21 protein-coding genes and 3 tRNA genes are annotated in these 24,075 nt (G+C 71.8%); 10 read left to right on the top strand and 14 right to left on the bottom strand.

The features are described 5' to 3' along the window. The first annotated feature begins 120 nt into the window (after nucleotides 1–120). Nucleotides 121–792 carry a response regulator transcription factor gene (locus AC07AL_RS23745; protein ID WP_363588016.1) on the top strand — a complete coding sequence of 224 codons (672 nt, stop codon included), beginning with the start codon at nucleotides 121–123 and terminating at the stop codon, nucleotides 790–792. Beyond that, nucleotides 789–1,937 (top strand): sensor histidine kinase, encoded by a 1,149-nt coding sequence (locus AC07AL_RS23740; protein WP_363587990.1) that lies wholly within the window; start codon nucleotides 789–791, stop codon nucleotides 1,935–1,937. The genes AC07AL_RS23745 and AC07AL_RS23740 overlap by 4 nt, the downstream gene beginning before the upstream one ends. A gap of 51 nt (nucleotides 1,938–1,988) precedes the next feature. Here AC07AL_RS23740 and AC07AL_RS23735 read toward each other — a convergent pair. Then, a tRNA-Leu gene (locus AC07AL_RS23735) sits at nucleotides 1,989–2,072 on the bottom strand. A 418-nt stretch (nucleotides 2,073–2,490) separates the two neighbouring features. On the opposite strand from AC07AL_RS23735, the gene AC07AL_RS23730 reads away from it, so the two are divergent. The 6 genes from AC07AL_RS23730 (at nucleotide 2,491) to pknB (ending at nucleotide 10,982) form a co-directional block, all read left to right on the top strand. Continuing rightward, the gene (locus AC07AL_RS23730) at nucleotides 2,491–3,348 is read left to right on the top strand and encodes a DUF3662 and FHA domain-containing protein (protein WP_363587988.1); all 858 of its coding nucleotides are present in this window, start codon (nucleotides 2,491–2,493) and stop codon (nucleotides 3,346–3,348) included. Between the two features lie 46 nt (nucleotides 3,349–3,394). Next, entirely contained in the window at nucleotides 3,395–3,934 is a 540-nt protein-coding gene (locus AC07AL_RS23725; RefSeq protein ID WP_363587986.1) for an FHA domain-containing protein FhaB/FipA, read from the top strand. A gap of 53 nt (nucleotides 3,935–3,987) precedes the next feature. After that, on the top strand, nucleotides 3,988–5,592 hold the full coding sequence (locus tag AC07AL_RS23720) for a PP2C family protein-serine/threonine phosphatase (protein WP_363619390.1): 1,605 nt from the start codon (nucleotides 3,988–3,990) through the stop codon (nucleotides 5,590–5,592). 160 nt (nucleotides 5,593–5,752) lie between these two features. Further along, the gene (locus AC07AL_RS23715) at nucleotides 5,753–7,129 is read left to right on the top strand and encodes an FtsW/RodA/SpoVE family cell cycle protein (RefSeq protein WP_363588014.1); all 1,377 of its coding nucleotides are present in this window, start codon (nucleotides 5,753–5,755) and stop codon (nucleotides 7,127–7,129) included. Further along, entirely contained in the window at nucleotides 7,126–8,583 is a 1,458-nt protein-coding gene (locus AC07AL_RS23710) for a peptidoglycan D,D-transpeptidase FtsI family protein (protein WP_363587982.1), read from the top strand. Before AC07AL_RS23715 ends, AC07AL_RS23710 begins: the two co-directional genes overlap by 4 nt. A gap of 260 nt (nucleotides 8,584–8,843) precedes the next feature. Next, nucleotides 8,844–10,982, top strand: coding sequence for a Stk1 family PASTA domain-containing Ser/Thr kinase (gene pknB, locus AC07AL_RS23705; protein WP_363587980.1), 2,139 nt, complete (start codon nucleotides 8,844–8,846; stop codon nucleotides 10,980–10,982). A gap of 200 nt (nucleotides 10,983–11,182) precedes the next feature. On the opposite strand, the gene AC07AL_RS23700 is transcribed toward pknB, so the two are convergent. The 5 genes from AC07AL_RS23700 to AC07AL_RS23680 form a co-directional block, all read right to left on the bottom strand. Then, the gene (locus AC07AL_RS23700; RefSeq protein ID WP_363587978.1) at nucleotides 11,183–11,986 is read right to left on the bottom strand and encodes a class E sortase; all 804 of its coding nucleotides are present in this window, start codon (nucleotides 11,984–11,986) and stop codon (nucleotides 11,183–11,185) included. A gap of 37 nt (nucleotides 11,987–12,023) precedes the next feature. Then, nucleotides 12,024–13,157: a class E sortase gene (locus tag AC07AL_RS23695; RefSeq protein ID WP_400985511.1), complete on the bottom strand. Its 1,134-nt coding sequence runs from the start codon at nucleotides 13,155–13,157 to the stop codon at nucleotides 12,024–12,026. 5 nt (nucleotides 13,158–13,162) lie between these two features. Further along, nucleotides 13,163–13,834 (bottom strand): aminodeoxychorismate/anthranilate synthase component II, encoded by a 672-nt coding sequence (locus tag AC07AL_RS23690; RefSeq protein WP_063348449.1) that lies wholly within the window; start codon nucleotides 13,832–13,834, stop codon nucleotides 13,163–13,165. A gap of 63 nt (nucleotides 13,835–13,897) precedes the next feature. Then, nucleotides 13,898–14,077: a hypothetical protein gene (locus AC07AL_RS23685; protein ID WP_363587974.1), complete on the bottom strand. Its 180-nt coding sequence runs from the start codon at nucleotides 14,075–14,077 to the stop codon at nucleotides 13,898–13,900. Between the two features lie 69 nt (nucleotides 14,078–14,146). Further along, nucleotides 14,147–14,905 (bottom strand): DUF881 domain-containing protein, encoded by a 759-nt coding sequence (locus tag AC07AL_RS23680; protein WP_363628084.1) that lies wholly within the window; start codon nucleotides 14,903–14,905, stop codon nucleotides 14,147–14,149. A gap of 175 nt (nucleotides 14,906–15,080) precedes the next feature. On the opposite strand from AC07AL_RS23680, the gene crgA reads away from it, so the two are divergent. Continuing rightward, entirely contained in the window at nucleotides 15,081–15,329 is a 249-nt protein-coding gene (crgA, locus tag AC07AL_RS23675) for a cell division protein CrgA (protein ID WP_350876761.1), read from the top strand. Nucleotides 15,330–15,663: 334 nt separating this feature from the next. Here the strand turns inward: crgA and AC07AL_RS23670 are convergent, their stop codons facing one another. Continuing rightward, nucleotides 15,664–16,509 (bottom strand): rhomboid family intramembrane serine protease, encoded by an 846-nt coding sequence (locus AC07AL_RS23670; RefSeq protein ID WP_363587972.1) that lies wholly within the window; start codon nucleotides 16,507–16,509, stop codon nucleotides 15,664–15,666. Between the two features lie 193 nt (nucleotides 16,510–16,702). Here AC07AL_RS23670 and AC07AL_RS23665 point away from each other — a divergent pair, with 193 nt between their 5' ends. Then, a complete protein-coding gene (locus tag AC07AL_RS23665) occupies nucleotides 16,703–17,527 on the top strand; it encodes a DUF5324 family protein (RefSeq protein WP_478318081.1) in 825 nt (274 codons plus the stop codon). Nucleotides 17,528–17,643: 116 nt separating this feature from the next. Here the strand turns inward: AC07AL_RS23665 and AC07AL_RS23660 are convergent. The 7 genes from AC07AL_RS23660 to gyrA form a co-directional block, all read right to left on the bottom strand. After that, nucleotides 17,644–17,716, bottom strand: a tRNA-Ala gene (locus AC07AL_RS23660). Between the two features lie 210 nt (nucleotides 17,717–17,926). Then, nucleotides 17,927–18,055 carry a DLW-39 family protein gene (locus AC07AL_RS23655; protein WP_014137031.1) on the bottom strand — a complete coding sequence of 43 codons (129 nt, stop codon included), beginning with the start codon at nucleotides 18,053–18,055 and terminating at the stop codon, nucleotides 17,927–17,929. Nucleotides 18,056–18,301: 246 nt separating this feature from the next. Continuing rightward, the gene (locus AC07AL_RS23650) at nucleotides 18,302–18,667 is read right to left on the bottom strand and encodes a DUF6191 domain-containing protein (protein ID WP_363579885.1); all 366 of its coding nucleotides are present in this window, start codon (nucleotides 18,665–18,667) and stop codon (nucleotides 18,302–18,304) included. A 120-nt stretch (nucleotides 18,668–18,787) separates the two neighbouring features. After that, nucleotides 18,788–18,864 (bottom strand) — tRNA-Ile (locus tag AC07AL_RS23645). Between the two features lie 16 nt (nucleotides 18,865–18,880). Continuing rightward, nucleotides 18,881–20,275 carry a class I SAM-dependent methyltransferase gene (locus AC07AL_RS23640; RefSeq protein ID WP_478318078.1) on the bottom strand — a complete coding sequence of 465 codons (1,395 nt, stop codon included), beginning with the start codon at nucleotides 20,273–20,275 and terminating at the stop codon, nucleotides 18,881–18,883. Nucleotides 20,276–20,535: 260 nt separating this feature from the next. Continuing rightward, nucleotides 20,536–21,276 carry a DUF3566 domain-containing protein gene (locus AC07AL_RS23635; protein WP_363579883.1) on the bottom strand — a complete coding sequence of 247 codons (741 nt, stop codon included), beginning with the start codon at nucleotides 21,274–21,276 and terminating at the stop codon, nucleotides 20,536–20,538. Nucleotides 21,277–21,427: 151 nt separating this feature from the next. Next, nucleotides 21,428–24,040 carry a DNA gyrase subunit A gene (gyrA, locus tag AC07AL_RS23630; RefSeq protein WP_363579882.1) on the bottom strand — a complete coding sequence of 871 codons (2,613 nt, stop codon included), beginning with the start codon at nucleotides 24,038–24,040 and terminating at the stop codon, nucleotides 21,428–21,430. Between the last annotated feature and the right edge of the window lie 35 nt (nucleotides 24,041–24,075).

Here is a 24,075-nt window from a genome sequence, read left to right as displayed (position 1 = left end):
CCCCGCCATGTGGCGGGGGTGAGGACCGCCATCCGTTCGGCGCCCCACCCCGGCTACCCCTACCCTCGAAACGACCCGCGCGGACCGCCCGACCCCGGCCGCCAGAACCGAGGAGGCACCATCACCGACACCCGCGTGCTGATCGTGGACGACGAGATCCTGGTCCGCTCCGGCCTGGGCCTCATCGTCGGCTCCGCCCCCGACCTGGACGTCGTCGGCGACTGCTCCGGCGGCCAGGCCGAGGAGCACGTCCAGCGCCTGCGCCCGCACGTGGTGCTCCTCGACATCCGGATGCCGGACCTCGACGGCATCTCGGTGCTGCGCCGGCTGCGCGCCCTGCCGGACCCGCCCGCCGTGGCGATGCTCACCACCTTCGACAGCGACGAGTACATCGGCACCGCGCTGCGGGCCGGCGCCGCCGGCTTCCTGCTCAAGGACACCGCCCCCGAGCAGCTGGTCCACGCCGTCCGGGTGCTCGCGGCCGGCGGCAACATCCTGTCCCCGACCGTGACCCGCACCGTGATCGGCGGCTACGTGGACGGCGGCGGCCCGGACGCCGAGGCCACCTCGCTCGCCCGCACCCTCACCGGCCGGGAGCTCGACGTGCTGGCCCTGCTCGGCGAGGGACTGTCCAACGCCGAGATCGCCGACCGGCTCTTCCTCGGCACCGGCACCGTCAAGGACCACATCAGCGCGATCCTCGGCAAGCTCGGCGCGGCCAACCGGGTCCAGGCGGCGGTGCTCGCCCACCGGGCCGGGCTGGTCCGGCCGAAACCCGGCGACGGGGCATGACGGCCACCGAACAGCTGCCGTCCAGACGGCTCCCGGGCTGGTGCACCGCCCCCTGGCTGATGCTGCTGCTGCCCGCCCTCTACTCCCTCCTGGACGCCGCCCTGGTGGCCCGGAACTCCCCGTGGTGGCAGATCGCGCTCTCCACGCTGGCCGCCGTCGCCCTGCTCTGGCGCCGCCGCTTCCCGGTGGCGGCGCTGCTGCTCACCATGCCCGGCAGCTACGTCGACGACATCTGGCTGGCCCCGATCACCGCCGTCTACACGGTGGCCGCCGAGCGCCCCCGCCCGCGGATCGTCATCCCCTGCGCGACCCTGTTCACGCTGGTCGAGTTCTTCCACTGGCCGCTGTCCGAGCAGACCCTCGAACTCAGCCGGGACACCGCGCTCTACGCCATCCAGTCGGTGATGCTGGCCGCCGGCCCGGCCGCCACCGGGCTGCTCGCCCGCACCCGGCGGGAGCTGGCCGCCCGGCTCGACGAGCTGACCCGCGGCCAGGAGCGGGAGAGCCGGCTGCTCGCCGAACGGGTGCTGATCAGCGAGCGCGGCCGGCTCGCCCGGGAGATGCACGACGTGGTCTCGCACCAGGTCAGCCTGATCAGCATCCAGGCCGGCGCGCTCCAGGTGAGCACCGGCGACCCGGCCGCCGCGGCCACCGCCCGCACCATCCGCGAACTGGCCGTCCGCACCCTCGACGAGCTGCGCCAGATGGTCGGGGTGCTGCGCAGCACCGCGAGCCCGCGCCCGGACGCCCCGCTCGCCCCGCAGCCCCGGCTGGCCGACCTGCCCCGGCTGATCGCGGAGAGCGGGCTGGCCGCCGACACCGAACTGAACCCCGGTGACCGCCCGTGGCCGGAGGCGGTCGAGCGGGCCGCCTACCGCACCGTCCAGGAGGCGCTCACCAACATCACCAAGTACGCCCCGGAGGCGGCGGTGCACGTGAAGGTCCGGGCGAAGGGGCGCCGACTGCGGGTCGAGGTGCGCAACGACGCGCCCCCGGTCCACCCGGACGAGATCCTGCCGGGCGGCGGCCACGGCCTGGTCGGCCTGCGCGAGCGCGCGCAGTTGCTGGGCGGCTCGCTCAGCGCCGGCCCCACCCAGGACGGCGGCTTCGAGGTCCGCGCCGAGCTGCCCGCCACCCGTTCCTGACCGGGACAACGAGAAAGCCCCGCAGATCCGTAGATCTGCGGGGCTTCGCTGTGCGCGAGGGGGGAGTTGAACCCCCACGCCCTTTCGGGCACTGGAACCTGAATCCAGCGCGTCTGCCTATTCCGCCACCCGCGCATGGGTGTCGTCTTCGTTGCCGACCGATCTTCCGAACCGCTCGGTACCATGTGGTCTTCGCGTTCCCTTGGACCGGCCTCCCTGGTGGGCGGCCCTTCCGACGTGGAAAACAGTAGCACGACCCGGGGGGCCGCTCCGAATCCGTTCTCCGGCGGGACGAAGCGCATCCGAACGGATGCACGACGAACGGGCGAGCGAGTGACGGGAGCCCATCCGGGCGGGCACACCTGGCGTGCCGTACCCGGCATGCGTCACCCTGTGTGTCCGAGCCCACCCCCGGGCACCACGCTGTCCGGGAACCGTACGGAAGGGCCCGGCGTGGATACGATCAGTACGGAAGTACCGCAAGTAGGCACGACCGACTCCCGGCGGGATCCGGTCGGCAGGCAGGCGAACGAACCCTGGAAGGGGGTGTCCCATGGGAGTGCTGAAGAAGTTCGAACAGCGGCTTGAGGGTCTCGTCAACGGCACCTTCGCCAAGGTGTTCAAGTCCGAGGTCCAGCCCGTGGAGATCGCCGGTGCGCTGCAGCGCGAGTGCGACAACAACGCGAGCATCTGGAACCGCGACCGCACCGTCGTGCCGAACGACTTCATCGTCGAGCTGAGCCCGCACGACCACGAGCGGCTCAGCCCCTACTCCGGGCAGCTGGGCGCCGAGCTGGCCGGCATGGTCCGCGAGTACGCGGAGGCCCAGCGGTACAGCTTCATGGGCCCGCTCCAGGTGAACCTGGAGAAGGCCGACGACCTGGACACCGGCCTGTACCGGGTGCGCAGCCGCACCCTGGCGGCCGAGGAGCCCCAGCAGTACGCCCCGCAGCAGTCCGGCTACGACCGCCAGCCGGCCGCGCCGGCCCCCGGCGCACCGTGGCAGCAGACCGGCGCCGGCCAGTACGGCGCGCCCCCGCCGCCGGCCGCGCCCCCGGCGATGCCCCCGGGCCCGCCCGCGACGTCCGGCGGCAACGTCCGCGCCTTCCCCGGCGCCGGCCACGGCGCCTCGGTCCGCCGCTGGATCGAGGTGAACGGCGCCCGCCACCAGATCACCGGCGCGGCCTGCGTGCTCGGCCGCTCGACCGAGGCGGACGTGCGGATCGACGACCCCGGGGTCTCCCGCAAGCACGCCGAGATCCGCCCCGGCACCCCTTCGATGGTTCTCGACCTGGGATCCACCAACGGCATCGTGGTGGACGGACAGCACACCCAGCGCGCTACGCTCCGCGACGGCTCCCGCATCGTCGTGGGCTCCACCACCATCGTCTACCGACAGGTCGAAGGGTAGTGTCCGAGTTGTTCGCGCGCCTCGCTCACCGACAGGCGGGCCGGCCATGTCAGAACTGACCCTCACGGTCATGCGGCTGGGCTTCCTGGCCGTGCTGTGGCTGTTCGTCATCGTCGCGATCCAGGTGATCCGCAGCGACCTGTTCGGGACCAAGGTGAACCCCCGCTCCTCCCGTCGTGGTGCCAACGCCGCTCCGGGCGGCGCCGCCGCCGCTCCGGCCGCCGGGCGCGCCGCACAGGCCCCGGCCGCCGGAGCGGCGGGCCAGACCCAGGGCGGCGGCCGCCGTCGCGGCGCCCCGACCCAGCTCGTGGTGGTGCAGGGCTCGCTGGCCGGCACCACCGTGGCGCTCCAGGGCCAGACCATCACCCTGGGCCGCGCGCACGACTCCACCATCGTGCTGGACGACGACTACGCGTCCTCCCGGCATGCCAGGATCTATCCGGATCAGACTGGGCAGTGGACGGTCGAGGATCTAGGCTCCACCAACGGCACCTATCTGGACCGGCAGCGCCTGACCGCGCCCACCCCGCTCCAGCCGGGCATGCCGATCCGTATCGGCAGGACCGTCATCGAACTGCGGAAGTAGTAGCGCATGAGGGACAGCATCCCGTCCATGACCCAGAGGGGGGCACAGGTCGCATGACCCTGGTGCTGCGCTTCGCCGCCGGCTCCCACAAGGGACTGATCCGGGAGGGGAACGAGGACTCCGGCTACGCCGGGCCGCGGCTGCTGGCCGTGGCCGACGGCATGGGCGGCGCCGCGGCCGGCGAGGTCGCGTCCTCCGAGGTGCTCGGCTCGATCGTCCGACTGGACGAGGACGTGCCGGGCGCCGACCTGCTGACCCTGCTGGGCGACGCCGTCCAGGGCGCCAACGACCGGCTCCGGCAGATGGTCGAGGAGGACCCGCAGCTGGAGGGCATGGGCTGCACGCTGACCGCCATGCTCTGGACCGGCCAGCGGATGGGCATGGTGCACGTCGGCGACTCCCGCGCCTACCTGCTGCGCGACGGCTCGCTGGTGCAGATCACCCAGGACCACACCTGGGTGCAGCGCCTGGTCGACGAGGGCCGGATCACGCCGGAGGAGGCCGAGACCCACCCGCAGCGCTCGCTGCTGATGCGGGCGCTCGACGGCCGCGGCCAGGTCGAGCCCGACCTGTCGATCCGCGAGGTCCGCGCCGGCGACCGCTACCTGATCTGCTCCGACGGCCTCTCCGGCCCGGTCAGCCACCAGACCCTCCAGGACACCCTCGGCAGCTACTACTCGCCCGAGCAGACCGTGCAGGAGCTGATCCAGCTCGCGCTGCGCGGCGGCGGTCCGGACAACATCACCTGCATCGTGGCGGACGTCATCGACGTCGGTGCCACGGACACCACGAGCGGCCAGTACAACGACGTGCCGGTGGTGGTCGGCGCGGTCGCCGACACCCCGCCGTCCTCGGCCGCCGCGGACCGCTCGATCGCCGACACCCCGGCCGGCCGCGCCGCCGGCCTCGGCCGCGCCCCGCAGGGCGCCTTCGGCCCGGCCGAGGGCTACGACGCCGCCCAGGGCGGCTTCGGCCCCGCCGAGGGCTACGAGGGCGAGTACGGCTACGGCTCCGGCGAGCCCTCGGTGTACGGCGCCGAGGAGTTCGACGAGGAGCCGCCCGCGAAGCGCAAGCGCAAGGGCCTCACCGTCTCGGTGGCCGTCCTGGTCACCCTCGGTCTGCTCGGTGGTGCCGGGTTCTTCGGCTACCAGTGGACCCAGGACCAGTACTACGTCGGCAAGCAGGGCGACCACGTCGCGGTCTACCAGGGCATCAACCAGAACCTGGCCGGCCTGAGCCTGTCCTCGGTGCACACCGCGTACAAGGACGTCGAGCTCAAGTACCTGCCGCAGGACCAGGCCGAGCACCTCAACAAGACCATCGCGGCCGACAGCCTGGGCGCCGCCACCGCGACCGTCCAGGAGCTCGACGGCTGGGTCAAGCTCTGCAAGAAGGTCGCCGACGCCCGGACCGTTCCGGCCACCCAGGCGGCGCAGGCCACCCACGCCGCGTTCCTGGCCGTCACGCCCACCCCGGGGGAGAAGACCCGCCCCCCGGCGGCTCCCACGTCCCCGACCCCGGCGACCCCGACCCCGACCGCCCCGAGCACGTCCGCCCCGGCGCCGAACGCCGCCGCGCCGAACACCGGCCCGTCGGGCGACCTGTCCGGGCTGACCGAGGAGGAGCGCAGCCGGGCCGACTCCTGCCCGAAGCAGTGACCTCCGTGATCCGACATAGGCCCGCCCCGAGCGGGGCAGCCGGCCGTCAGGGAGCGGTCACCACGTGAGCACCTACGACCTGAGCGACGACACCGGCCGGGCCGGCAGGCGCCGGACGGCCACCGACCGCGCCGCCACCCGGCGCCGGGCCAACACCACCATCTCCCTCCAGGGCGCGCCGAACCGGCGCAACACCGAGCTGGCCCTGCTGGCCTTCGCCGTCGTGCTGCCGATCCTCGCGTACGCCAACGTGGGGCTCGCGATGGACTCCACGCTGCCGAGCGGCATGGTCGGCTACGGACTCGGCATGGGCGCGCTGGCGCTGGTCGCGCACCTGCTGGTGCGCCGCTTCGCACCGTACGCGGACCCGCTGATGCTGCCGATCGCCACCCTGCTGAACGGTCTCGGCGTGGTGATGATCTGGCGGCTCGACAAGGCCGGAAAGCTGCTGAGCGCCAACTTCCCGGCGGCCCGGAACCAGCTGATGTGGTCGGCCCTCGGGATCGGGCTGTTCATCGCCGTGATGGTGTTCCTGAAGGATCACCGGGTGCTCCAGCGCTACACCTACATCTCGATGGTGGCGGCGCTGGTCCTGCTCGCCGCGCCGGCCTTCTTCCCGGCCCGGGCGGAGGACTTCGGCGCCAAGATCTGGATCCGGATGGGCGGCTTCTCCATCCAGCCCGGCGAGTTCGCCAAGATCATCCTGACGGTGTTCTTCGCCGGCTACCTGATGGTCAAGCGCGACGCCCTCGCACTGGCCAGCCGCCGCTTCATGGGCCTGTACCTGCCACGCGGGCGCGACCTCGGCCCGATCATCGTGATCTGGCTGCTCAGCCTGCTGATCCTGGTCTTCGAGAACGACCTCGGCACGTCCTTCCTGTTCTTCGGCCTGTTCGTGGTGATGCTCTACGTCGCCACCGAGCGGACCAGCTGGATCCTGTTCGGCCTGCTGATGTCGATCGGCGGCGCGGTCGCGGTCGCCATGACCACCAGCCACGTCAAGGTCCGCATCGACGCCTGGCTCGACCCGATGGCCGCCTTCGGAGCACACCCGCCCAAGGGCGCCACCGAGCAGATCGGCCAGTCGCTGATGGCGCTCGGCTCCGGCGGGGTGACCGGCTCGGGCCTCGGCCAGGGCCGCTCCTGGCTGATCAACTTCGCCGCGAAGAGCGACTTCATCCTGGGCTCGTTCGGCGAGGAACTCGGGCTGACCGGCCTGATGGCGATCTTCCTGCTGTACGCCCTGCTGGTGCAGCGCGGCCTGCGCACCGCCCTCGCGGCCCGCGACCCGTTCGGCAAGCTGTTCGCCGTCGGGCTCTCGTCGGCGATGGCGCTGCAGGTCTTCGTCGTGGCCGGCGGGGTCACCGGGCTGATCCCGCTCACCGGTATGACCATGCCGTTCCTCGCACAGGGCGGGTCGTCCGTGGTCGCCAACTGGGCGCTGGTCGCGATCCTGCTGAAGATCAGCGACAGCGCCCGCCGACCCGGGGTCGAAGCGACCCCGGCCACCGAGGGCCAGGGAGGACCCGCTCGATGAACAAGCCGATCCGCCGGGTCTCGATCTTCTGCCTCGTCCTGATCCTGGCCCTGATGGTGCGCACCAACTGGGTGCAGGGTGTCCAGGCCGATGCCTGGGCCACCAACAAGAACAACAAGCGCCAGCAGTACGACCGGTACGCGCACCCGCGCGGCAACATCATCGTCGGCGGCCAGCCGGTCACGAAGTCCGACTTCGTCAACGGCCTGCGCTACAAGTACAAGCGATCCTGGGTCGACGGCCCGATGTACGCCCCGGTCACCGGCTACTCCTCCCAGGTCTTCGGCTCCAGCCAGCTGGAGAACCTGGAGGACGGCATCCTCTCCGGCACCGACGACCGGCTGTTCTTCCGCAACACCCTGGACATGCTGACCGGCGAGCAGCAGCGCGGCGGCGACGTCGTCACCACGATCAACGCGAAGGCCCAGAAGGCCGCCTGGGACGGCCTGGGGGACAAGAAGGGCGCCGCCGTCGCGATCGACCCGAAGACCGGCGCGATCCTGGCGCTGGTCTCCACCCCGTCCTACGACCCGGGCACCATCGCCGGCAGCGAGAGCGGCGACTCCAAGGCCTGGACGGACCTCAACGCCGACCCCAACAAGCCGATGCTCAACCGGGCGCTGAAGGAGACCTATCCGCCCGGCTCCACGTTCAAGCTGGTGACCGCGACCGCCGCGTTCGAGAACGGCCTGTACCAGAACATCGACGACCAGACCGCGACGCCGGACCCGTACACCCTGCCGGGCACCCAGACGGTGCTGAACAACGAGTCGCCGCTCGAGAAGTGCGGGAACGCCACGGTCAAGTCGGGGATGGACCAGTCCTGCAACACGGTCTACGCCAAGATGGGCGCGGACCTCGGCAAGGACAAGATGCGGGCGCAGGCCGAGAAGTTCGGCTTCAACAGCACCATCGACACCCCGGTCCGTTCCGAGAAGAGCATCTTCCCGAACAGCGCGAGCCTGGACGGCACCGCGCAGGACTCGATCGGCCAGCACGACACCCGCGCCACCCCGCTGCAGATGGCCATGGTGTCCGCCGCGATCGCCAACAACGGCAGCCTGATGCAGCCGTACCTGGTCGACCAGGAGCGCTCGGCCTCGCTGACCACCATCTCCAAGCACACCGAGAAGCAGTTCTCCCAGGCGATGAGCCCGGCCACCGCGCAGAAGATGCAGGACCTGATGGTCTCGGTGGTGGAGAACGGCACCGGCAAGAACGCCAAGATCCCCGGCCTCCAGGTCGGCGGCAAGACCGGTACCGCGCAGCACGGCGAGGACAACGCCGGGCTGCCGTTCGCCTGGTTCACCTCCTGGGCCAAGACCACCGACGGCCAGTCCGTCGCGGTCGCGGTCGTGGTCGAGGACGGCTCCAACAATCGCGACGGCATCAGCGGCGGCCGGCTGGCCGCCCCGATCGCCAAGGCGGTGATGCAGGCCGTCCTCGGCAAGTGAGGAGGAGGCCCGGCCGTGAGTGGAAAGTCACGATCGACACCCCGTCCGGTATACCGGTCTGATATCGGCCGACGGCCGACTCCGGTCCGATGCGGTGCGACCGGTAGCGTATCCGCCAGCAGCGGGTGTGCCCGTTGCCGCCCGCGAGACGGCGCACGGCCCGGCCGGAGAACCGGTCGAGACCCGCTCGGCGTCACCCAGAGCGTGCGGGGACACCTACGTCACAACCTCGCCGGCAGGTGAGGGAGAGGGTCGGAACTATGGAAGAGCCTCGTCGCCTAGGCGGCAGGTACGAGCTCGGCGGCGTCCTCGGACGCGGCGGCATGGCCGAGGTGTACCTCGCTCATGACACCCGGCTCGGCCGTTCCGTCGCAGTGAAGACGCTCCGGGCCGACATGGCCCGGGATCCGTCGTTCCAGGCCCGCTTCCGCCGCGAGGCGCAGTCCGCGGCGTCCCTGAACCACCCCGCGATCGTCGCCGTGTACGACACCGGCGAGGACTACATCGACAACATCTCCATCCCGTACATCGTGATGGAGTACGTCGAGGGGTCCACCCTGCGCGAGCTGCTGCACTCCGGCCGACGGCTGCTGCCCGAGCGCGCGCTGGAGATGACCATCGGCATCCTGCAAGCGCTGGAGTACTCGCACCGCGCCGGCATCGTGCACCGCGACATCAAGCCGGCCAACGTGATGCTGACCCGGCAGGGCAACGTCAAGGTCATGGACTTCGGCATCGCCCGCGCGATGGGCGACGCCGGGATGACCATGACCCAGACCTCGGCCGTCATCGGCACCGCCCAGTACCTCTCCCCCGAGCAGGCCAAGGGCGAGCAGGTCGACGCCCGCTCCGACCTCTACTCCACCGGCTGCCTGCTCTACGAACTGCTGACCGTCCGCCCGCCGTTCGTCGGCGACTCCCCGGTCGCGGTGGCCTACCAGCACGTCCGGGAGGAGGCGCAGCCGCCGTCCGTCTTCGATCCCGAGGTCCGCCCCGAGATCGACGCGATCGTGCTGAAGGCGCTCGCCAAGGAGCGCGACTACCGCTACCAGAGCGCCGACGAGATGCGCGACGACATCGAGCGCTTCCTCGACGGCCTGCCGGTGGCCGCCGCCCAGCAGGCCGCCGCGTACGGCATGGGCGCCGGGTACGGCTACGACCAGAACGGCTACCCGCAGCAGCACGACCCGTACGGCCAGACCAACGTGCTGCCGCAGCAGCCCGGCGGCGGCCCGACCACCGTCCTGCCGCAGGCCGGCGCGCAGCCCGGCTACGGCCCGCAGGGCGGCTACCAGGACGACGGCTACGGCCAGGCCTACGCCGACGGCCCGGCGGGCGGCGGCCACGACGACGGCTACGGCCGGGACGGCGGCCGGCGCGGCGAGCAGCCGCCGAAGAAGAGCAACACCTCCTGGATCGTGCTGGCGGTCGCCGCCGTGCTGGTCCTGGTCGGCACCTTCTTCGTGGCCCAGGCCATGTTCAACGGCAACGGCGGCGGCACCACGGAGACCCCGAAGGTCGCCGTGCCGAACCTGGTCGGCAAGAGCCTGGCGGACGCCAAGACGGCCGCGGCCGCGGCCGGTCCCAAGCTCGTGGTGGCCGAGGGCGACAAGCTCGCCTGCCCGGACGCCAACATCAAGAAGGACCAGGTCTGCACCCAGAACCCGGCCGTCGGCGGCCAGGTCGCGGAGAACAGCACCATCACCGTGCAGCTCTCCTCCGGCCCGGCCAAGGCCCCCCTGCCGAACGTGGTCGGCAAGACCAAGGACCAGGCGACCAAGGCGCTCGGCGACGCCGGCTTCACCAACGTCACCACCGAGTACAAGGACGACGACACCGCTCCGCAGGAGAACGTCACCGCCCAGGACCCGGCGGCGGGCACCGCCGGCGACCCGACCGCGCCGGTCAAGCTGACCGTCTCGCAGGGCAAGTCGAAGGTGACCGTGCCGAACGTGGGCGGCGCGCAGAAGGAGGTGGCGCAGGCCCAGCTGGAGGGCCTGGGCTTCCAGGTCGACGCCTCGAAGACGGTGCAGACCACCGACCAGAGCAAGGCGAACACCGTCGCCGCGCAGTCGGTCCAGGCCAACACCAAGGTCCCGGCCAACACGAAGATCACGCTGACGATCTTCAAGATGCAGGACAAGCCCCAGGTCCCGCCGCTGCAGAACGTCAAGCTGTCGGACGCCATCTCGCAGCTGAGCAAGGTCGGGCTGCTCTACACGGTGGTGTCCGGTCCGTCGGACCCGAACGCCATCGTCGTGAGCACCAACCCGGCCGCCGGCACCCAGCTGGACCCGAACACCCAGGTGATGCTCATCACGAAGCCGGCCGATCCGCCCAAAGGGGGTGACCCCCTCTCCCCCTCACCCTCCAACACCAAAGGGGGGAACAACAACTAAGCCCTGGTTCCCCTGGATCTGAGGCTTGGTGGGAGTTGTCCGGCCGTACGCCCGAGGGCCCGTCGCAGCGGTTGCGACGGGCCCTCGGGCGTTCTCGGTGCCGGGCGTTCTCGATGCCGGGCGTTCTCGGTGCCGGGCTACCGCAACCGGACCGCGGGTTCCAGGCCGCAGCAGCCGGACCTCAGCAGCGGCCGGCGGGCTCAGGGCTGACGCAGCTCCGGCGGCGGGGTGCGCTTGGCGTCCACGTCGTCCACCCGCACCAGGCTCCCCCAGACCGCCATCCGGTAGCGCGAGGTGTACACCGGGGTGCAGGTGGTCAGCGTGATGTACCGGCCGGGGCCGGTGTAGCCGGAGCCGACCGGGACGGGCGCGACGATGCCGGTGTCGTACTTGGACGTCTCCGGCAGGGTGCTGTCGACCCGGTAGACGTACCACTTGTCCTTGGTCTCGACGACGACCGCGGCGCCCTTGTGCACCGCGTCCAGGTCGTGGAACTTGGCGCCGTGGCCGTCCCGGTGGGCGGCCAGCGCGAAGTTGCCGGCCTGGTCCCAGGGCATCGCGGCGCGGTAGGGCTGCTCGTACACCCCCGCCACGCCCTCGGCCAGGGTGTCGCTGTCGGTGCCCATCCGGATCAGCACCTGGTAGTCCCGGCCCATCGCCGGGACGTGCAGGAAGCCGACCGCGTCCCCGGCCGCGAACGGCGCGGCGGGGGCGGACGTCCCGCCGGGGGCCGCCGAGGGGGTACCGGTCGGGCTCGCGGCCCAGGTGTCGCGCAGCCGGTCGGAGGCCGCAGCCGCCGAGCGGTCGGCCTCGACGTTGGTCCACCACAGCGAGTAGGCCACGAACAGGCCGAGCACCAGTCCCAGGGTGATCAGCAGCTCGCCGAAGACGCCGAGCGCGGCCAGCGCCCGACTGCGACCGCGCCGGGCGGGCGCGGGGCCGGCCTCGGGCGGCGGGAAGGCCTCCTCCCGCGGCTCGGCCGACTGCGCGGTCTCGTCCGTCATCTCCGGTGCTCCCCCTTCGTGCCGGGTGCCCGGGCGGTCACCCGCCCGTGATCGCGGCCGGCTTGCCTTGGCTGCGCGGCCGTTCCTCGGTCATCTTGCCAAAGACGATGAGGCGGAACTTGGAGGTGAACTCCGGGGTGCAGGTGGTCAGCGTGATGTACCGGCCGGCGCCCGCGTAACCGGCGCCGTTGGGGACGGGCTTGATCACGCTCACGTTGTTGGGAGAGGTCTCCGGGATGCTGCTGGTGACCTCGTACGTGTAGTACGAGGTGGCGGTCTCCACCACGATCTTGTCGCCCTTGCCGAGCTGGTTGATGTACCGGAACGGCTCGCCGTGGGTGTTGCGGTGCGCGGCCAGCGCGAAGTTGCCCGCCTTGTCGGCCGGCATCCCGGTGCCGGTGTAGTGGCCGACCAGGCCCTTGTCGAGCACCGCCGGCTTGGAGGTGCCCTCGGCGATCGGGAACTTCAGCCCCAGCTTGGGCAGGTAGATGATGGCGAAGCCCTTGCCGGGCTCGAACGACTCCGGCTTGGCCGGGTCCGGAGCCGGCTGCCCGGGCTTCGGCGGCGCCAGGGCGGCGTCGAACTGCTGCTCCAGCCGGTTGCGGGCGCCGTCGGCGGCCGCGTCGGCCTGCACGTTGGTCCACCAGAGCTGGTACGAGACGAAGAGCAGCATCACCACGCCGAGCGTGATGCACAGCTCCCCGACGAGCCGCGCGGCCACCACGACCGCGGACTCCTTGGGCCGCGCCTTCGCCCCGGCGCCCCGGCCGCTCGCCCGGCGCCGACCGACGCCCGCGCGCACGGAGGTCCGGCCCTGGGCGGCCCTGCGGCGCTCGGCCCGGCCACCGGTGGGCGGGGCCGGTTCCACGGCCGGCCCGCCGATGTCGAGGGGCAGGCGCAGCTGGAGCGTCTGGTCGGGCAGCCACGGGTACTCGGGGCCGGACGCGGCGGGCTGCTCGGCCTGCTCGTACACGCCCCAGGCGTCCTCGGCGGCGCCCTGTCCGGGCTGCGCCGGGTACGGCTGCGGGTACGCCGCGTCACCGTGGTGCTGTCCGTCGCCGTACCGGCCGTCCCCGTACGGACCGCCGCCGTACTGCGCGCCGCCGTACGGCTGTCCGTCGCCCGGGCCCGCCTCCGGCTGGTAACGCCCCTCCGGACGCAGCGCGGTCACGCCGCTCAGCCCCGGCCGATCACCGGGGCGAGCCCGGCCGACCGGTCCACGGCCTGCGGGTAGCCGCACTCCGCCAGCCAGTTGGCGAGCATCCGGTGCCCGCCCTCGGTGAGCACCGACTCGGGGTGGAACTGCACGCCCTCGACGGGCAGTTCGCGGTGCCGCAGGCCCATGATCACGCCGCTGTCGGTGCGCGCGGTGACCACCAGTTCGTCCGGCACGGTGGCCGGTTCGACCGCCAGCGAGTGGTACCGGGTGGCGGTCAGCGGCGAGGGCAGTCCCTCGAACACCCCGCCGTCCTCGTGCTCGACCGGCGAGGTCTTGCCGTGCAGCAGTTCCGGTGCCCGGTCGACCACCGCGCCGTACGCGACCGCGATCGACTGCAGGCCCAGGCAGACGCCGAACACCGGCAGCCCGATCCCCGCGCAGTGGTGCACCATCCCGATGCAGACCCCGGCCTCCTCCGGCGCCCCGGGCCCGGGGGAGAGCAGCACCCCGTCGAAACCCTGGTCGTCCTCGCCGCCGGACCGGCGGACGGCGTGCTCGACGGTCACCTCGTCGTTGCGCACCACCTCGCAGGTGGCACCGAGCTGGTACAGGTACTGAACCAGGTTGAAGACGAAGCTGTCGTAGTTGTCCACGACCAGGATGCGGGGCGCGGTCGGCTGGGTGGTCATTCTCGCGTGGTCTCCGTGGGATGCGGGGCGGGGTCGGCAGGGTGGAGGAGCAGGGCCGCCGGTTCAGCCGGCCGCGGCACCTTCGCCGCCGTCCACTGTGACGTCACCGAAGGGGAGCAACGGTTCCGCCCACGGGAAGACGTAGGTGAAGAGGAGATAGACGATCCCCACGATGAGGAGCAGCGAGATGACGGCGCGGACCAGGGTGTTTCCCGGGAGGTGACGCCAGATCCAGCCGTACATGGTGCTCCCTCGACGTAACGGACTGGGGTCAAGAGTAGACCCGGGATCAACGACCGCGGGGCCGGTCCGCTACTGCTGCCCGCCCGCCGACCGCAGCTCGGTGGTGCCGGAGTATCCGGGGAGGGTCAGATCACCGCTCTCCTGGACCTTCCAGCCGAGTCCGTACGCCTGGACGTACTGGAGGTAGTTGCGGATCGTCGGGTCGCCGTCGACGGCGGCCTTCAGCGCATCGGTGCGGCCGACCGCCCGGACCACGTACGGCGGCGAGTAGACCCGGCCCTGGAGCAGCAGGGTGTTGCCGACGCAGCGGACGGCGCTGGTGGAGATCAGCCGCTGGTCCATCACCTGCACGCCCTCGGCGCCGCCCCGCCACAGCGCGTTGACCACGGCCTGGATGTCCTGCTGGTGGATGACCAGGTCGTTGACGCCGGGCTCGGGGACGCCCGGGATGCGGGCGGTGGCGTTCGGCGGGGCGTCGTTGAGGGTGACGGTCAGGCCGCCGCCCTGCAGCGGCTCCAGGGCCGCGCCGAGCCGCAGGCCGTCCAGCCGGGCGGCGTCGGCGGGGTTGCCGCCCTGCTGCCCGGTGAGCTCCTGCGCGCGGGCCTGGAGGTCGGCCAGCTGGGCCTGGGCCTGCTGGTTCTGCGAGCTGCGCTGGCGTATCACGTCGCCGAGGCTCAGCAGCGAGTTGTCCGTCCGCAGGTCGGTGCCGCGGGCGGTCTGCGCGCTGATGTAGAAGAGCAGTCCGGCGAGCGCGAAGACCGCACAGGTCAGGGCACGCCCGACAATTCGGGTGCCGGAGCGGCGGGTAGTGGTCGGCCGAGGGGGAATCGACAAATTAGGCACCGTACCCTTATCTCCTTAAGACCCACCGAGCCACTACGCTAACGGACGCCGGTGGCGCGTGCGGGAACGGTCCCGTGCGTTCCGCACCGCCCGTCACCGGCCGACCGACCCCCGCTGCACCTCTGCGCGGTCTCACAGCGCATCGACAGGAGAGCTCCTCGTGCCGAAGTCTCGACTCCGCAAGAAGTCCGACTACACCCCGCCGACCACGGCCGCGGTGAAGATCAGTTCGGGCCGCAGTTGGGTCGCACCGCTGATGCTGGCACTGTTCCTGATCGGCCTGGTCTGGATCGTCACCTATTACGTGACCAGCGGCAGCTACCCGGTCGAGAGCTGGCGGAACTGGAACATCCTGGTCGGTTTCGGCTTCATCGCCGCGGGGTTCGGCGTCTCCACCCAGTGGAAGTGACCTCCCGCTCCTCCTGAGGCTCCGGTCGAGCCACCTCCGCCGCTTCGGACCGCTGGTGCCGGGCGGCGGTCAGGCGTGCCCGGACACGGGCGGGAAACCGGTCGGTTATCCCCATCATCAGACTGTCCTGCTTATCCACATGGTTATCCACACTGGGGAAAAGTCTCCCCAGCCTGTGGATAACTTTTCGGCCGCGGGCTTTCCACAGCTGTGCACAACTTCCCGAAAGTGGGAAAACCGCACAGCAGGACACGCGTAGAACAGCAGTCCACACCCCGGGCGGCACACAGCCTGTGCACAACCCCGCACCCGCTGTGGACAAACGCCCTCGGCGTCACGCGCCGTAGCGGGCCATCCCGATCATCAGCATCGCCGCCACCACGGCCAGCGACCCCGCCAACGCCAGCCCCTGGACCAGGCCGCGGCGCTCGCGCGGGGCGTACATCAGACCGGCCGCCGTCAGCGCGCCCACCACCAGGCCGCCGATGTGCGCCCGCCAGTCGATGTTCGTCCGCGAGAAGGTGACGACCAGGTTGAAGACCAGGAACGCCATCACCGGGCCGAGCGGGCCCCGGTTCCGCAGCTGCATCACCACCGTGGCGCCGATCAGCCCGAAGATCGCGCCCGAGGCCCCCACCGACCGCAGCGCGTTGCCGTCGATCAGGAAGGCCAGGGTGCTGCCTCCCAGGCCGGAGAGCAGGTAGAGGGCCAGGAAGCGCAGCCGGCCGAGTGCCGTCTCCAGTGCGGGACCGAGCCAGTACAGGACCACCATGTTCATCCCGATGTGCCACCACTGCAGGTGCAGGAACACCGAGGTCAGCAGCCGGTACCACTGGGAGGGCCCGGCGGCGACACCGTCCGGACCGCCCAGGATGGCCCGCCCGGCGCTGTACAGCTCCCAGACCTGGCCCAGCCGCGGCGTGAGCACGTAGGCGGCCAGCACGAAGACGACCACGTTGATGCCGATCAGCACCCTGGTGACCAGCCCGCCGTCCTGGGCGATCGCCCCGCCGAACCGGGTGGTCGCCCGCCGCGTCCCGGCATGCCCGCCGCCGACGCACTCCGGGCACTGGAAGCCCACCGAGGCGGTCACCATGCACTGCGGGCAGATCGCCCGCTCGCAGCGGGTGCAGGAGACGCCGGTGGCCGTCTGCGGGTGCCGGTAGCAGCCGGTCAGCATGAGGTTCTTCCCCTCCCGTACGGGACGCCGAAATCGCCAGCCTACTGCGGCGGATCCGACATCGGGCCCGCTCCCCGGCTCCTTCCGCACCCCGCGTACGGCCCACTCCGACATGCCGGTGGACAAATCAGCATGCATGATCAGCATTCAGGTGGATATGTGCATAAAGGACGCCACCCAGGAGGAGAGACTCGTGACCTTTTCGGACTCGGCTCGTGAGACGGCCACCAAGACCCGGGACACCGCCGCGCACCTCGCGGACGGCGCCAAGCAGCGCCTCGGCCCGGCCCTGGACACCTTCGGGCCGAAAGCCGCCCAGGCCGCCCAGAGCCTCCGCGTCCAGTACGACCGGCACATCGCCCCGCAGTTCGGTCACGCCTTCGCCAGTCTGCCGCCCGAAGCCCAGCAGAACGCCCTGAAGGCCTTCCACCGCGCCCAGGAGGCCGCTCTGGCAGCCCGGCTCTCCGCCGCCCGCGCCGCCGACCAGGCCCGCTCCACGGTCGGCCCCAGGGTCGCCCAGGCCGTCGAGGAGGCCCGCGCCGCCGTCACCCCGGTCGCCCAGGAGGCCCAGACCCGGGGCGCCGCCGCGCTGACCGCGCTGCACGGCAACGTCACCTCGGCCGAGATCAGCCACCTCGCCGCCCGCAACGCCCGGAGGAAGCGGTGCAACGGCCTGGCCACCGGCCTCGCCGTGGCCGGTGCGCTGGCGATCGGCGGCGGGATCGTGGCCTGGCAGTGGTGGCGCCGGCACAGCAACCCGGAGTGGCTGGTCGAACCCCCGACCGACCGGGCCGAGCAACCCGCCGGGGCGCACGCCGCCGGCGCGACGACCCCCGGGTCGGTCGACGCGGCCGGCGCCCCGCAGAGCGCCCCGGCCGCTCCCGGCGGGCCCCGGGCCGGGGACGCGGCCACCGAGCCCGCTCCGCCGCCCGGCCGGCCCGACAACGACGGCGACGGCGACGGCGACGGCGGCGGCGGCGGCCACCCCAGGCCGCACGACCCGCGCGGGCCGCACTGACCCGTCGCCCGGCCCTCAGGGCGTGTCGGACACGCCCTGAGGACGCGGAAACGCCGATCGGCCGCTGACCGGGATTCAGGTCAGCGGCCGATCGGCGTCACGACTGCGATGAGCTGTGGAGCATAGGAGATTCGAACTCCTGACATCTGCCTTGCAAAGGCAGCGCTCTACCAACTGAGCTAATGCCCCTCGACGGCACCGCGGGTGCCGACGGGCACTAGCGTACCGGGTTCCGGCGCCGTTCCCGGCGCCCTCCCCCCGGGCCGACCGGACCTGCCGCCGAGGCGGCGTCCGGGCGGTGCCTGGGATCCGGCCGATCCGGTCGGGTGACCGGGCCGGCCGGCCCTGGAGGCGCGGTGAAGCGCCTCCGAAGATCGTTGATCGTCGGATCGTCCGGGCTCAGCGACCGGCCGGAACCGGGTCGGTGGCCTCGGTCCACAGGTCCTGCTCGGCGCGGTCCGCCTGGACCTGACGGTAGACAAAGAAGCCGCCGAGGGCGACCAGGGCGACCAGGAGAAGCTTCTTCACCGCGGGACCTCGTCCTTCTTGCGTTGGCGGACTCAAGAGCCGGTGCTCCGGCCGGACTGACCGGGCCGACGAGTCCAGATGTGTTTCGATCGCGAACGGGCTGCCGGGTGCCAGACTGCCCTTGCGGCCGATGATACACACCAGTGTCCCAATCGTGACCAGCCACCGCTGCGGCCAACCCGGCGGTCCGGGCCGAGGATTGACGCCGCACCTCCTGCCGTACGGCCGACCCTCCCCGGCCGGGCCCTACGGCGTGCCCGGCGGGGCGCAGGACGGGTGGTCCGACGAGCGGTCGGACGGGCGGTTCGACGGCGTCACCACCACGGCCTTCCCGCCCGCCAGGTCGACCTTCGTCCGGGGCGGCGCCCCCTCGCCCTCCTCGTCGCGCAGCATCAGGGTCGTGCCGCGTTCGTCCAGCTCGTGCTGCTTGCCGGCGGCGAACTGCGCGTGCAGCTGCTCGAAGCCGGTGGCCGAGATCTGCCCCTCTCGGCCGGTCCCCCGCCACGGCACCCAGCGTGACCGGCGCGCCCGCAGCGCGAGCTGGTCGACCACCGCGAGCACCACCAGGGCGCAGACCAGTCCGGGGATGCTCATCGCCCAGAAGACCGCCATGTCGTCACCATCCCTCCACACGTTCCCTCCCCGGAGAACAGCCCGGCGGGACGCGCGGTTCCCGCAACGGCGGGGGAAACGTCGAAGGGCCCGGAGTGAATCACTCCGGGCCCTTCGCGGTGGTGGGCCTAACAGGACTTGAACCTGTGGCCTCTTCCTTATCAGGGAAGCGCTCTAACCGTCTGAGCTATAGGCCCTTGCCGCACTGAAAGATTAGCGGACCGATGGCCGATCTCCCAAATCCGGGCCGACGGGGTTCCCGGCGGGCACCCCGCCGACCAGCGGCGGCGCTCCGGCGGCCGGGCGCAGCAGCCATTCCTCGCGGGTCGCCGGGAGGCCGGCCGAGCCCTCCTCGGTGCTGCGGACGGCGAGGATCTGGTTGATCCCGATCCGGTTCTCCTCGAAGGCGAGCGCGCTGGCGGCCATGTACAGCCGCCAGACCCGGGCCCGGCCGCGGCCGACCAGCCGGACCGCCTCGCTCCAGTGCGCCTCCAGGTTGGCCACCCATTCGCGCAGGGTCAGCCCGTAGTGCTCGCGCAGCGACTCGACGTCCCGGACCTCGAAGCCGGCCTCCTCCAGCCGGGCCACGGTGGAACCGACGGGGGAGAGCTCGCCGTCGGGGAAGACGTAGCGGTCGATGAAGGGGCTGGTGCGGTGCGGCTCACCGGGACGGTCGGGGCGGCGGGCGATCTGGTGGTTGAGCAGCCGGCCGCCGGGCACCAGCAGCCGGTGCAGGCCCTCGGCGTAGACCCGGTACTGCTCGGAGCCGACGTGCTCGGCCATCCCGACGCTGGAGATCGCGTCGAACGCGCCGTCGACGATCTCCCGGTAGTCCTGGAGCCGGACCTCCACCCGCCCGGCCAGGCCGGCCTCCTCGACCCGCCGGCGGGCCAGCGCGACCTGCTCCCGCGAGATGGAGACACCGACCGCGGTGACGCCGTAGTGCTCGGCCGCGTGCAGCAGCAGCGAGCCCCAGCCGCAGCCGACGTCCAGCAGGCGCATCCCGGGCCGGAGGCCGAGCTTGCGGCAGATCAGGTCGAGCTTGGCCTCCTGGGCGGCCTCCAGGCTCTTGGCCTCCGGGGTCCAGTAGGCGCACGAGTAGACCATGGAGGAGCCCAGGACGAGCCCGTAGAAGTCGTTTCCGACGTCGTAGTGGTGGCTGATGGCCGCGCGGTCCCGGCTGCGGCTGTGCAGCCGCCCGCGGGCCCTGCGGACCTCCTCCTGGGGCGGCGTGGGCTCGGGGCCGAGCGCCCCGGCCCGCAGCGCGGCCGCGAGGACGCGGCGCCCGCCGGCGCCGAGCACGTCCCGCGGGCCGAGGTCGAGGCGGCGGATCTCCGGCCGCTCGACGAACCGGGCGACGGCCGAGAGCACCTCGTAGAGGTCGGTGCCGGGGGCGATCTCCAGGTCCCCCGCGACGTACGCCCGGGCCAGGCCCAGCTCGCCCGGCTGCCAGAGCAGGCGGCGCAGCGCCCGCCGGTTGCGCAGGACGACCGTGGGGGCTCCCGGCGGCCCGGCGACGCTGCCGTCCCAGGCCTGGACCCGCAGCGGTACCGGAACCCCCAACAGCCCGTCCAGGGCCTCGACCAGTTGACCTGCGAGCTTCGCCACCGCGCGCCTCCGTCCAGCCGTCCTGCGGAACGTTTCCTGACCCGGTCGGGCGGACCGGGGGCGGCCTGCGGCACTCCCAGGCGTGGACCGGGCGCCACCCAGCTAATCCCACCGCGACCGGCCCGCTCCCGGGCGGCACGCCGCGGGCGGCCGGCTGTCACCCGAAATGCCGACGGGCCCCGCAGGCTGCAACAGCCTGCGGGGCCCGTCCATTCCGTCCGTGGACGGCGAACTGACCAGGGGTCAGGATCCGACCGGGGTCAGTCCTCCTCGGCCAGGGTCAGCTCGACGCCGCCGGTGAAGCCGGCCGCCGCGTTGTAGATGAACGCCGAGAGCGTGGACAGCGCCGTCAGCAGGACGACGTCGACCACGGCGATCAGCGAGGTGAAGGTCATCACCTTGCCGAAGCCCACGTAGTCCATCAGGTTGAGGCCGCCGGTGCTGTCCGAGCCGGTGACGTCCTTGAGGGTCTTGGTCAGCGAGTCGAAGACGCCGAGCGAGTCCAGCGTCATCCACAGCACCGCCGCGGCCACGATGATGATGATCCCGACGGCCAGCGACAGCAGGAAGCTGACCTTCATCACCGACCACGGGTCCACCTTGGTCACCCGCAGCCGGGCCTTGCGGGTCCGGCCGAGGCCGACACCGGCGGCCGCCGGTGGGGCGGCCGGGGCCGGCCGGCGCGCCGTGCCCGGGACGGGCGTGCCGCCGGGCGGGGTGTTGCCGCTGGTCCGGGTCCCCCGGGCCGGGGTCGGCTGCCCCTTGGCATAGGTGGTCGGCTGCGAGAATCCGCTCGCGCCCGGCGCCGGGGCCCCCGGCGGCGGGGGCGTCTGTCCGCCGTAGGTCGCGCCGCCCTGTCCCGCTCCGCCGACCGGTGGCATCAGCGAGGTGGACGCGGCCGAGTGCTCGGCCGGCGGCTGCGGCGCGCCGTACCCACCCCCGCCCTGCGCGCCCGGACGGCCGCCGGAGGGTCCTCCCGCAGCACCCGTGGCTCCACTCACCTGGTCCTCCCGCACTTCCCACCAGGACGGCGGCACCGCCCTGCTTCGTCACTCGTCATCCAGCGCCCGGCGGGATTGCCCGGAACTGGTGGGCGGCCGGTGCCGCCACGCCCCTCTATCAGGACGCGACGGCACCGGCCCGTGGTTCGGTTCAGACCTCGGCGTCGCCGCCGGCCGTCGTCTCCGCACCCTCAGCCGTTTCGGTGGAAGCGGTGTCCGCGACCTCGTCCTCCACCGTCTCCTCGTCCTCGGCTTCCGCGTTGCGGGCCATGCCCACGACCGCGTCGCGCTTACCGAGGTTGATCAGTTGGACGCCCATGGTGTCACGTCCGGTTTCACGAACTTCGGAAACCCTTGTGCGGATCACCCCACCCGACAGGGTGATCGCCATGATCTCGTCGGTGTCGTCGACCACGAGCGCGCCGACCAGCGAGCCCCGGCCCTCGACGATCTTCGCCGCCTTGGTGCCGTAGCCGCCACGCCCCTGGACACGGTACTCGTCCACGGCCGTGCGCTTGGCGTACCCGCCGTCGGTGGCGGTGAACACGTACGTTCCCGGGCGGACGACGTTCATCGAGAGCATTTCGTCGTCCTCGCGGAAGGCCATGCCCTTGACGCCGGAGGTGGCGCGGCCGGTGGGCCGCAGCGCGTCGTCGGTCGCGGTGAAGCGGATCGACTGGGCCTTCTTGGAGACCAGCAGCAGGTCGTCCTCGGCGGAGACCAGCTCGGCGCCGATCAGCTCGTCGTCCTGGCCCTCCTCGTCCTGGCGCAGGTTGATCGCGATCAGGCCGCCGGAGCGCGGGGAGTCGTAGTCCTTCAGCGCGGACTTCTTCACCAGGCCGGCCCGGGTGGCGAGGACCAGGTAGGGCTTGTCCTCGTAGGTGCGCACGGCCATCACCTGGGCGATGTGCTCCTCCGGCTGGAAGGCCAGCAGGTTGGCCACGTGCTGGCCGCGGGCGTCGCGCCCGGCGTCCGGGAGCTCGTAGCCCTTGGCGCGGTAGACCCGGCCCTTGTTGGTGAAGAACAGGATCCAGTTGTGCGTCGTCGTCACGAAGAAGTGGTCGACGATGTCGTCCTGCTTGAGCTGCGCTCCGCGCACGCCCTTGCCGCCGCGCTTCTGCGAGCGGTAGAGGTCGGAGCGGGTCCGCTTGACGTAGCCGCCACGGGTGATCGTGACGACGATGTCCTCCTCGGCGATGAGGTCCTCGATCGAGAGGTCGCCGTCGGACGGGATGAGGGTGGAGCGCCGCTCGTCGCCGTACTTCTCGACGATCGCGGTGAGCTCCTCGGAGATGATCTCCCGCTGGCGGGTCGGCGAGGCCAGGATCGCGTTGTACTCGTCGATCTTGCGCTGCAGCTCGTCGTGCTCGTCCATGATCCGCTGGCGCTCCAGGGCGGCCAGGCGGCGCAGCTGCATCTCCAGGATGGCGTTGGCCTGGAGCTCGTCGATGGAGAGCAGCCCCATCAGGCCGGTGCGGGCCGCGTCGGCGCTCGCCGAGGCCCGGATCAGCGCGATGACCTCGTCGATCATGTCCAGGGCGCGCAGCAGGGCGCGCAGGATGTGGGCGCGCTCCTCGGCCTTGCGCAGCCGGAAGGTGGTGCGCCGGACGATGACCTCGACCTGGTGGTTGACCCAGTGCCGGATGAAGGCGTCCAGCGACAGCGTGCGCGGCACGCCGTCGACCAGGGCCAGCATGTTGGCGCCGAAGTTGGTCTGCAGCTCGGTGTGCTTGTAGAGGTTGTTCAGCACGACCTTGGCGACGGCGTCGCGCTTGAGCACGACCACCAGGCGAGTACCGGTGCGGGACGAGGACTCGTCGCGGACGTCGGCGATGCCGGCGACCCTGCCGTCCTTGACCAGGTCGGCGATCTTCAGCGCGAGGTTGTCCGGGTTGACCTGGTACGGCAGCTCGGTGATCACCAGGCACTGGCGGCCCTGGATCTCCTCGACCTCGACCACGGCGCGCATGGTGATCGAGCCGCGGCCGGTGCGGTAGGCGTCGTCGATCCCGCGGTGGCCGACGATCAGCGCGCCGGTGGGGAAGTCGGGGCCCTTGATCCGCTCGATCAGGGCTTCGAGCAGCTCCTCGTTGGAGGCGTCCGGGTGCTCCAGCGCCCAGAGCGCGCCGGAGGCGACCTCGCGCAGGTTGTGCGGCGGGATGTTGGTGGCCATGCCGACCGCGATGCCGGTGGCACCGTTGACCAGCAGGTTGGGGATGCGCGCCGGCAGGACGGTCGGCTCCTGCGAGCGGCCGTCGTAGTTGGACGCGAAGTCGACGGTGCCCTCGTCGATGTCGCGCATCATCTCCATGGCGAGCGGCATCATCTTGCACTCGGTGTAGCGCATGGCCGCGGCCGGGTCGTTGCCCGGGGAGCCGAAGTTGCCGTTGCCGTCCACCAGCGGCATCCGCAGCGACCACGGCTGGGCCAGGCGGACGACGGTGTCGTAGATGGAGGTGTCACCGTGCGGGTGGTAGTTGCCCATGACGTCGCCGACGACGCGGGCGCACTTGTAGTAGCCCTTCTCGGGGCGATACCCGCCGTCGTACATCGCGTAGAGCACGCGCCGGTGCACCGGCTTGAGCCCGTCGCGGACCTCGGGGAGCGCCCGGCTGACGATCACGCTCATCGCGTAGTCGAGGTACGAGCGCTGCATCTCGGTCTCGAGCTCGACCGGCTCGATCCGCATGGTCACCTGGGCGGTGGCCTCGGCGGCTGTGGGGGTCTCGGGCTGTTCGCCTTCGGGACGGTTGTCGTCGACCACTGGTGGTCAGTTTCCTTTCACGCGGACTGGTACGT

This window comes from Kitasatospora sp. NPDC043949 (genome assembly GCF_056435365.1).
This window is presented reverse-complemented; position numbering and strand designations above follow the sequence as displayed.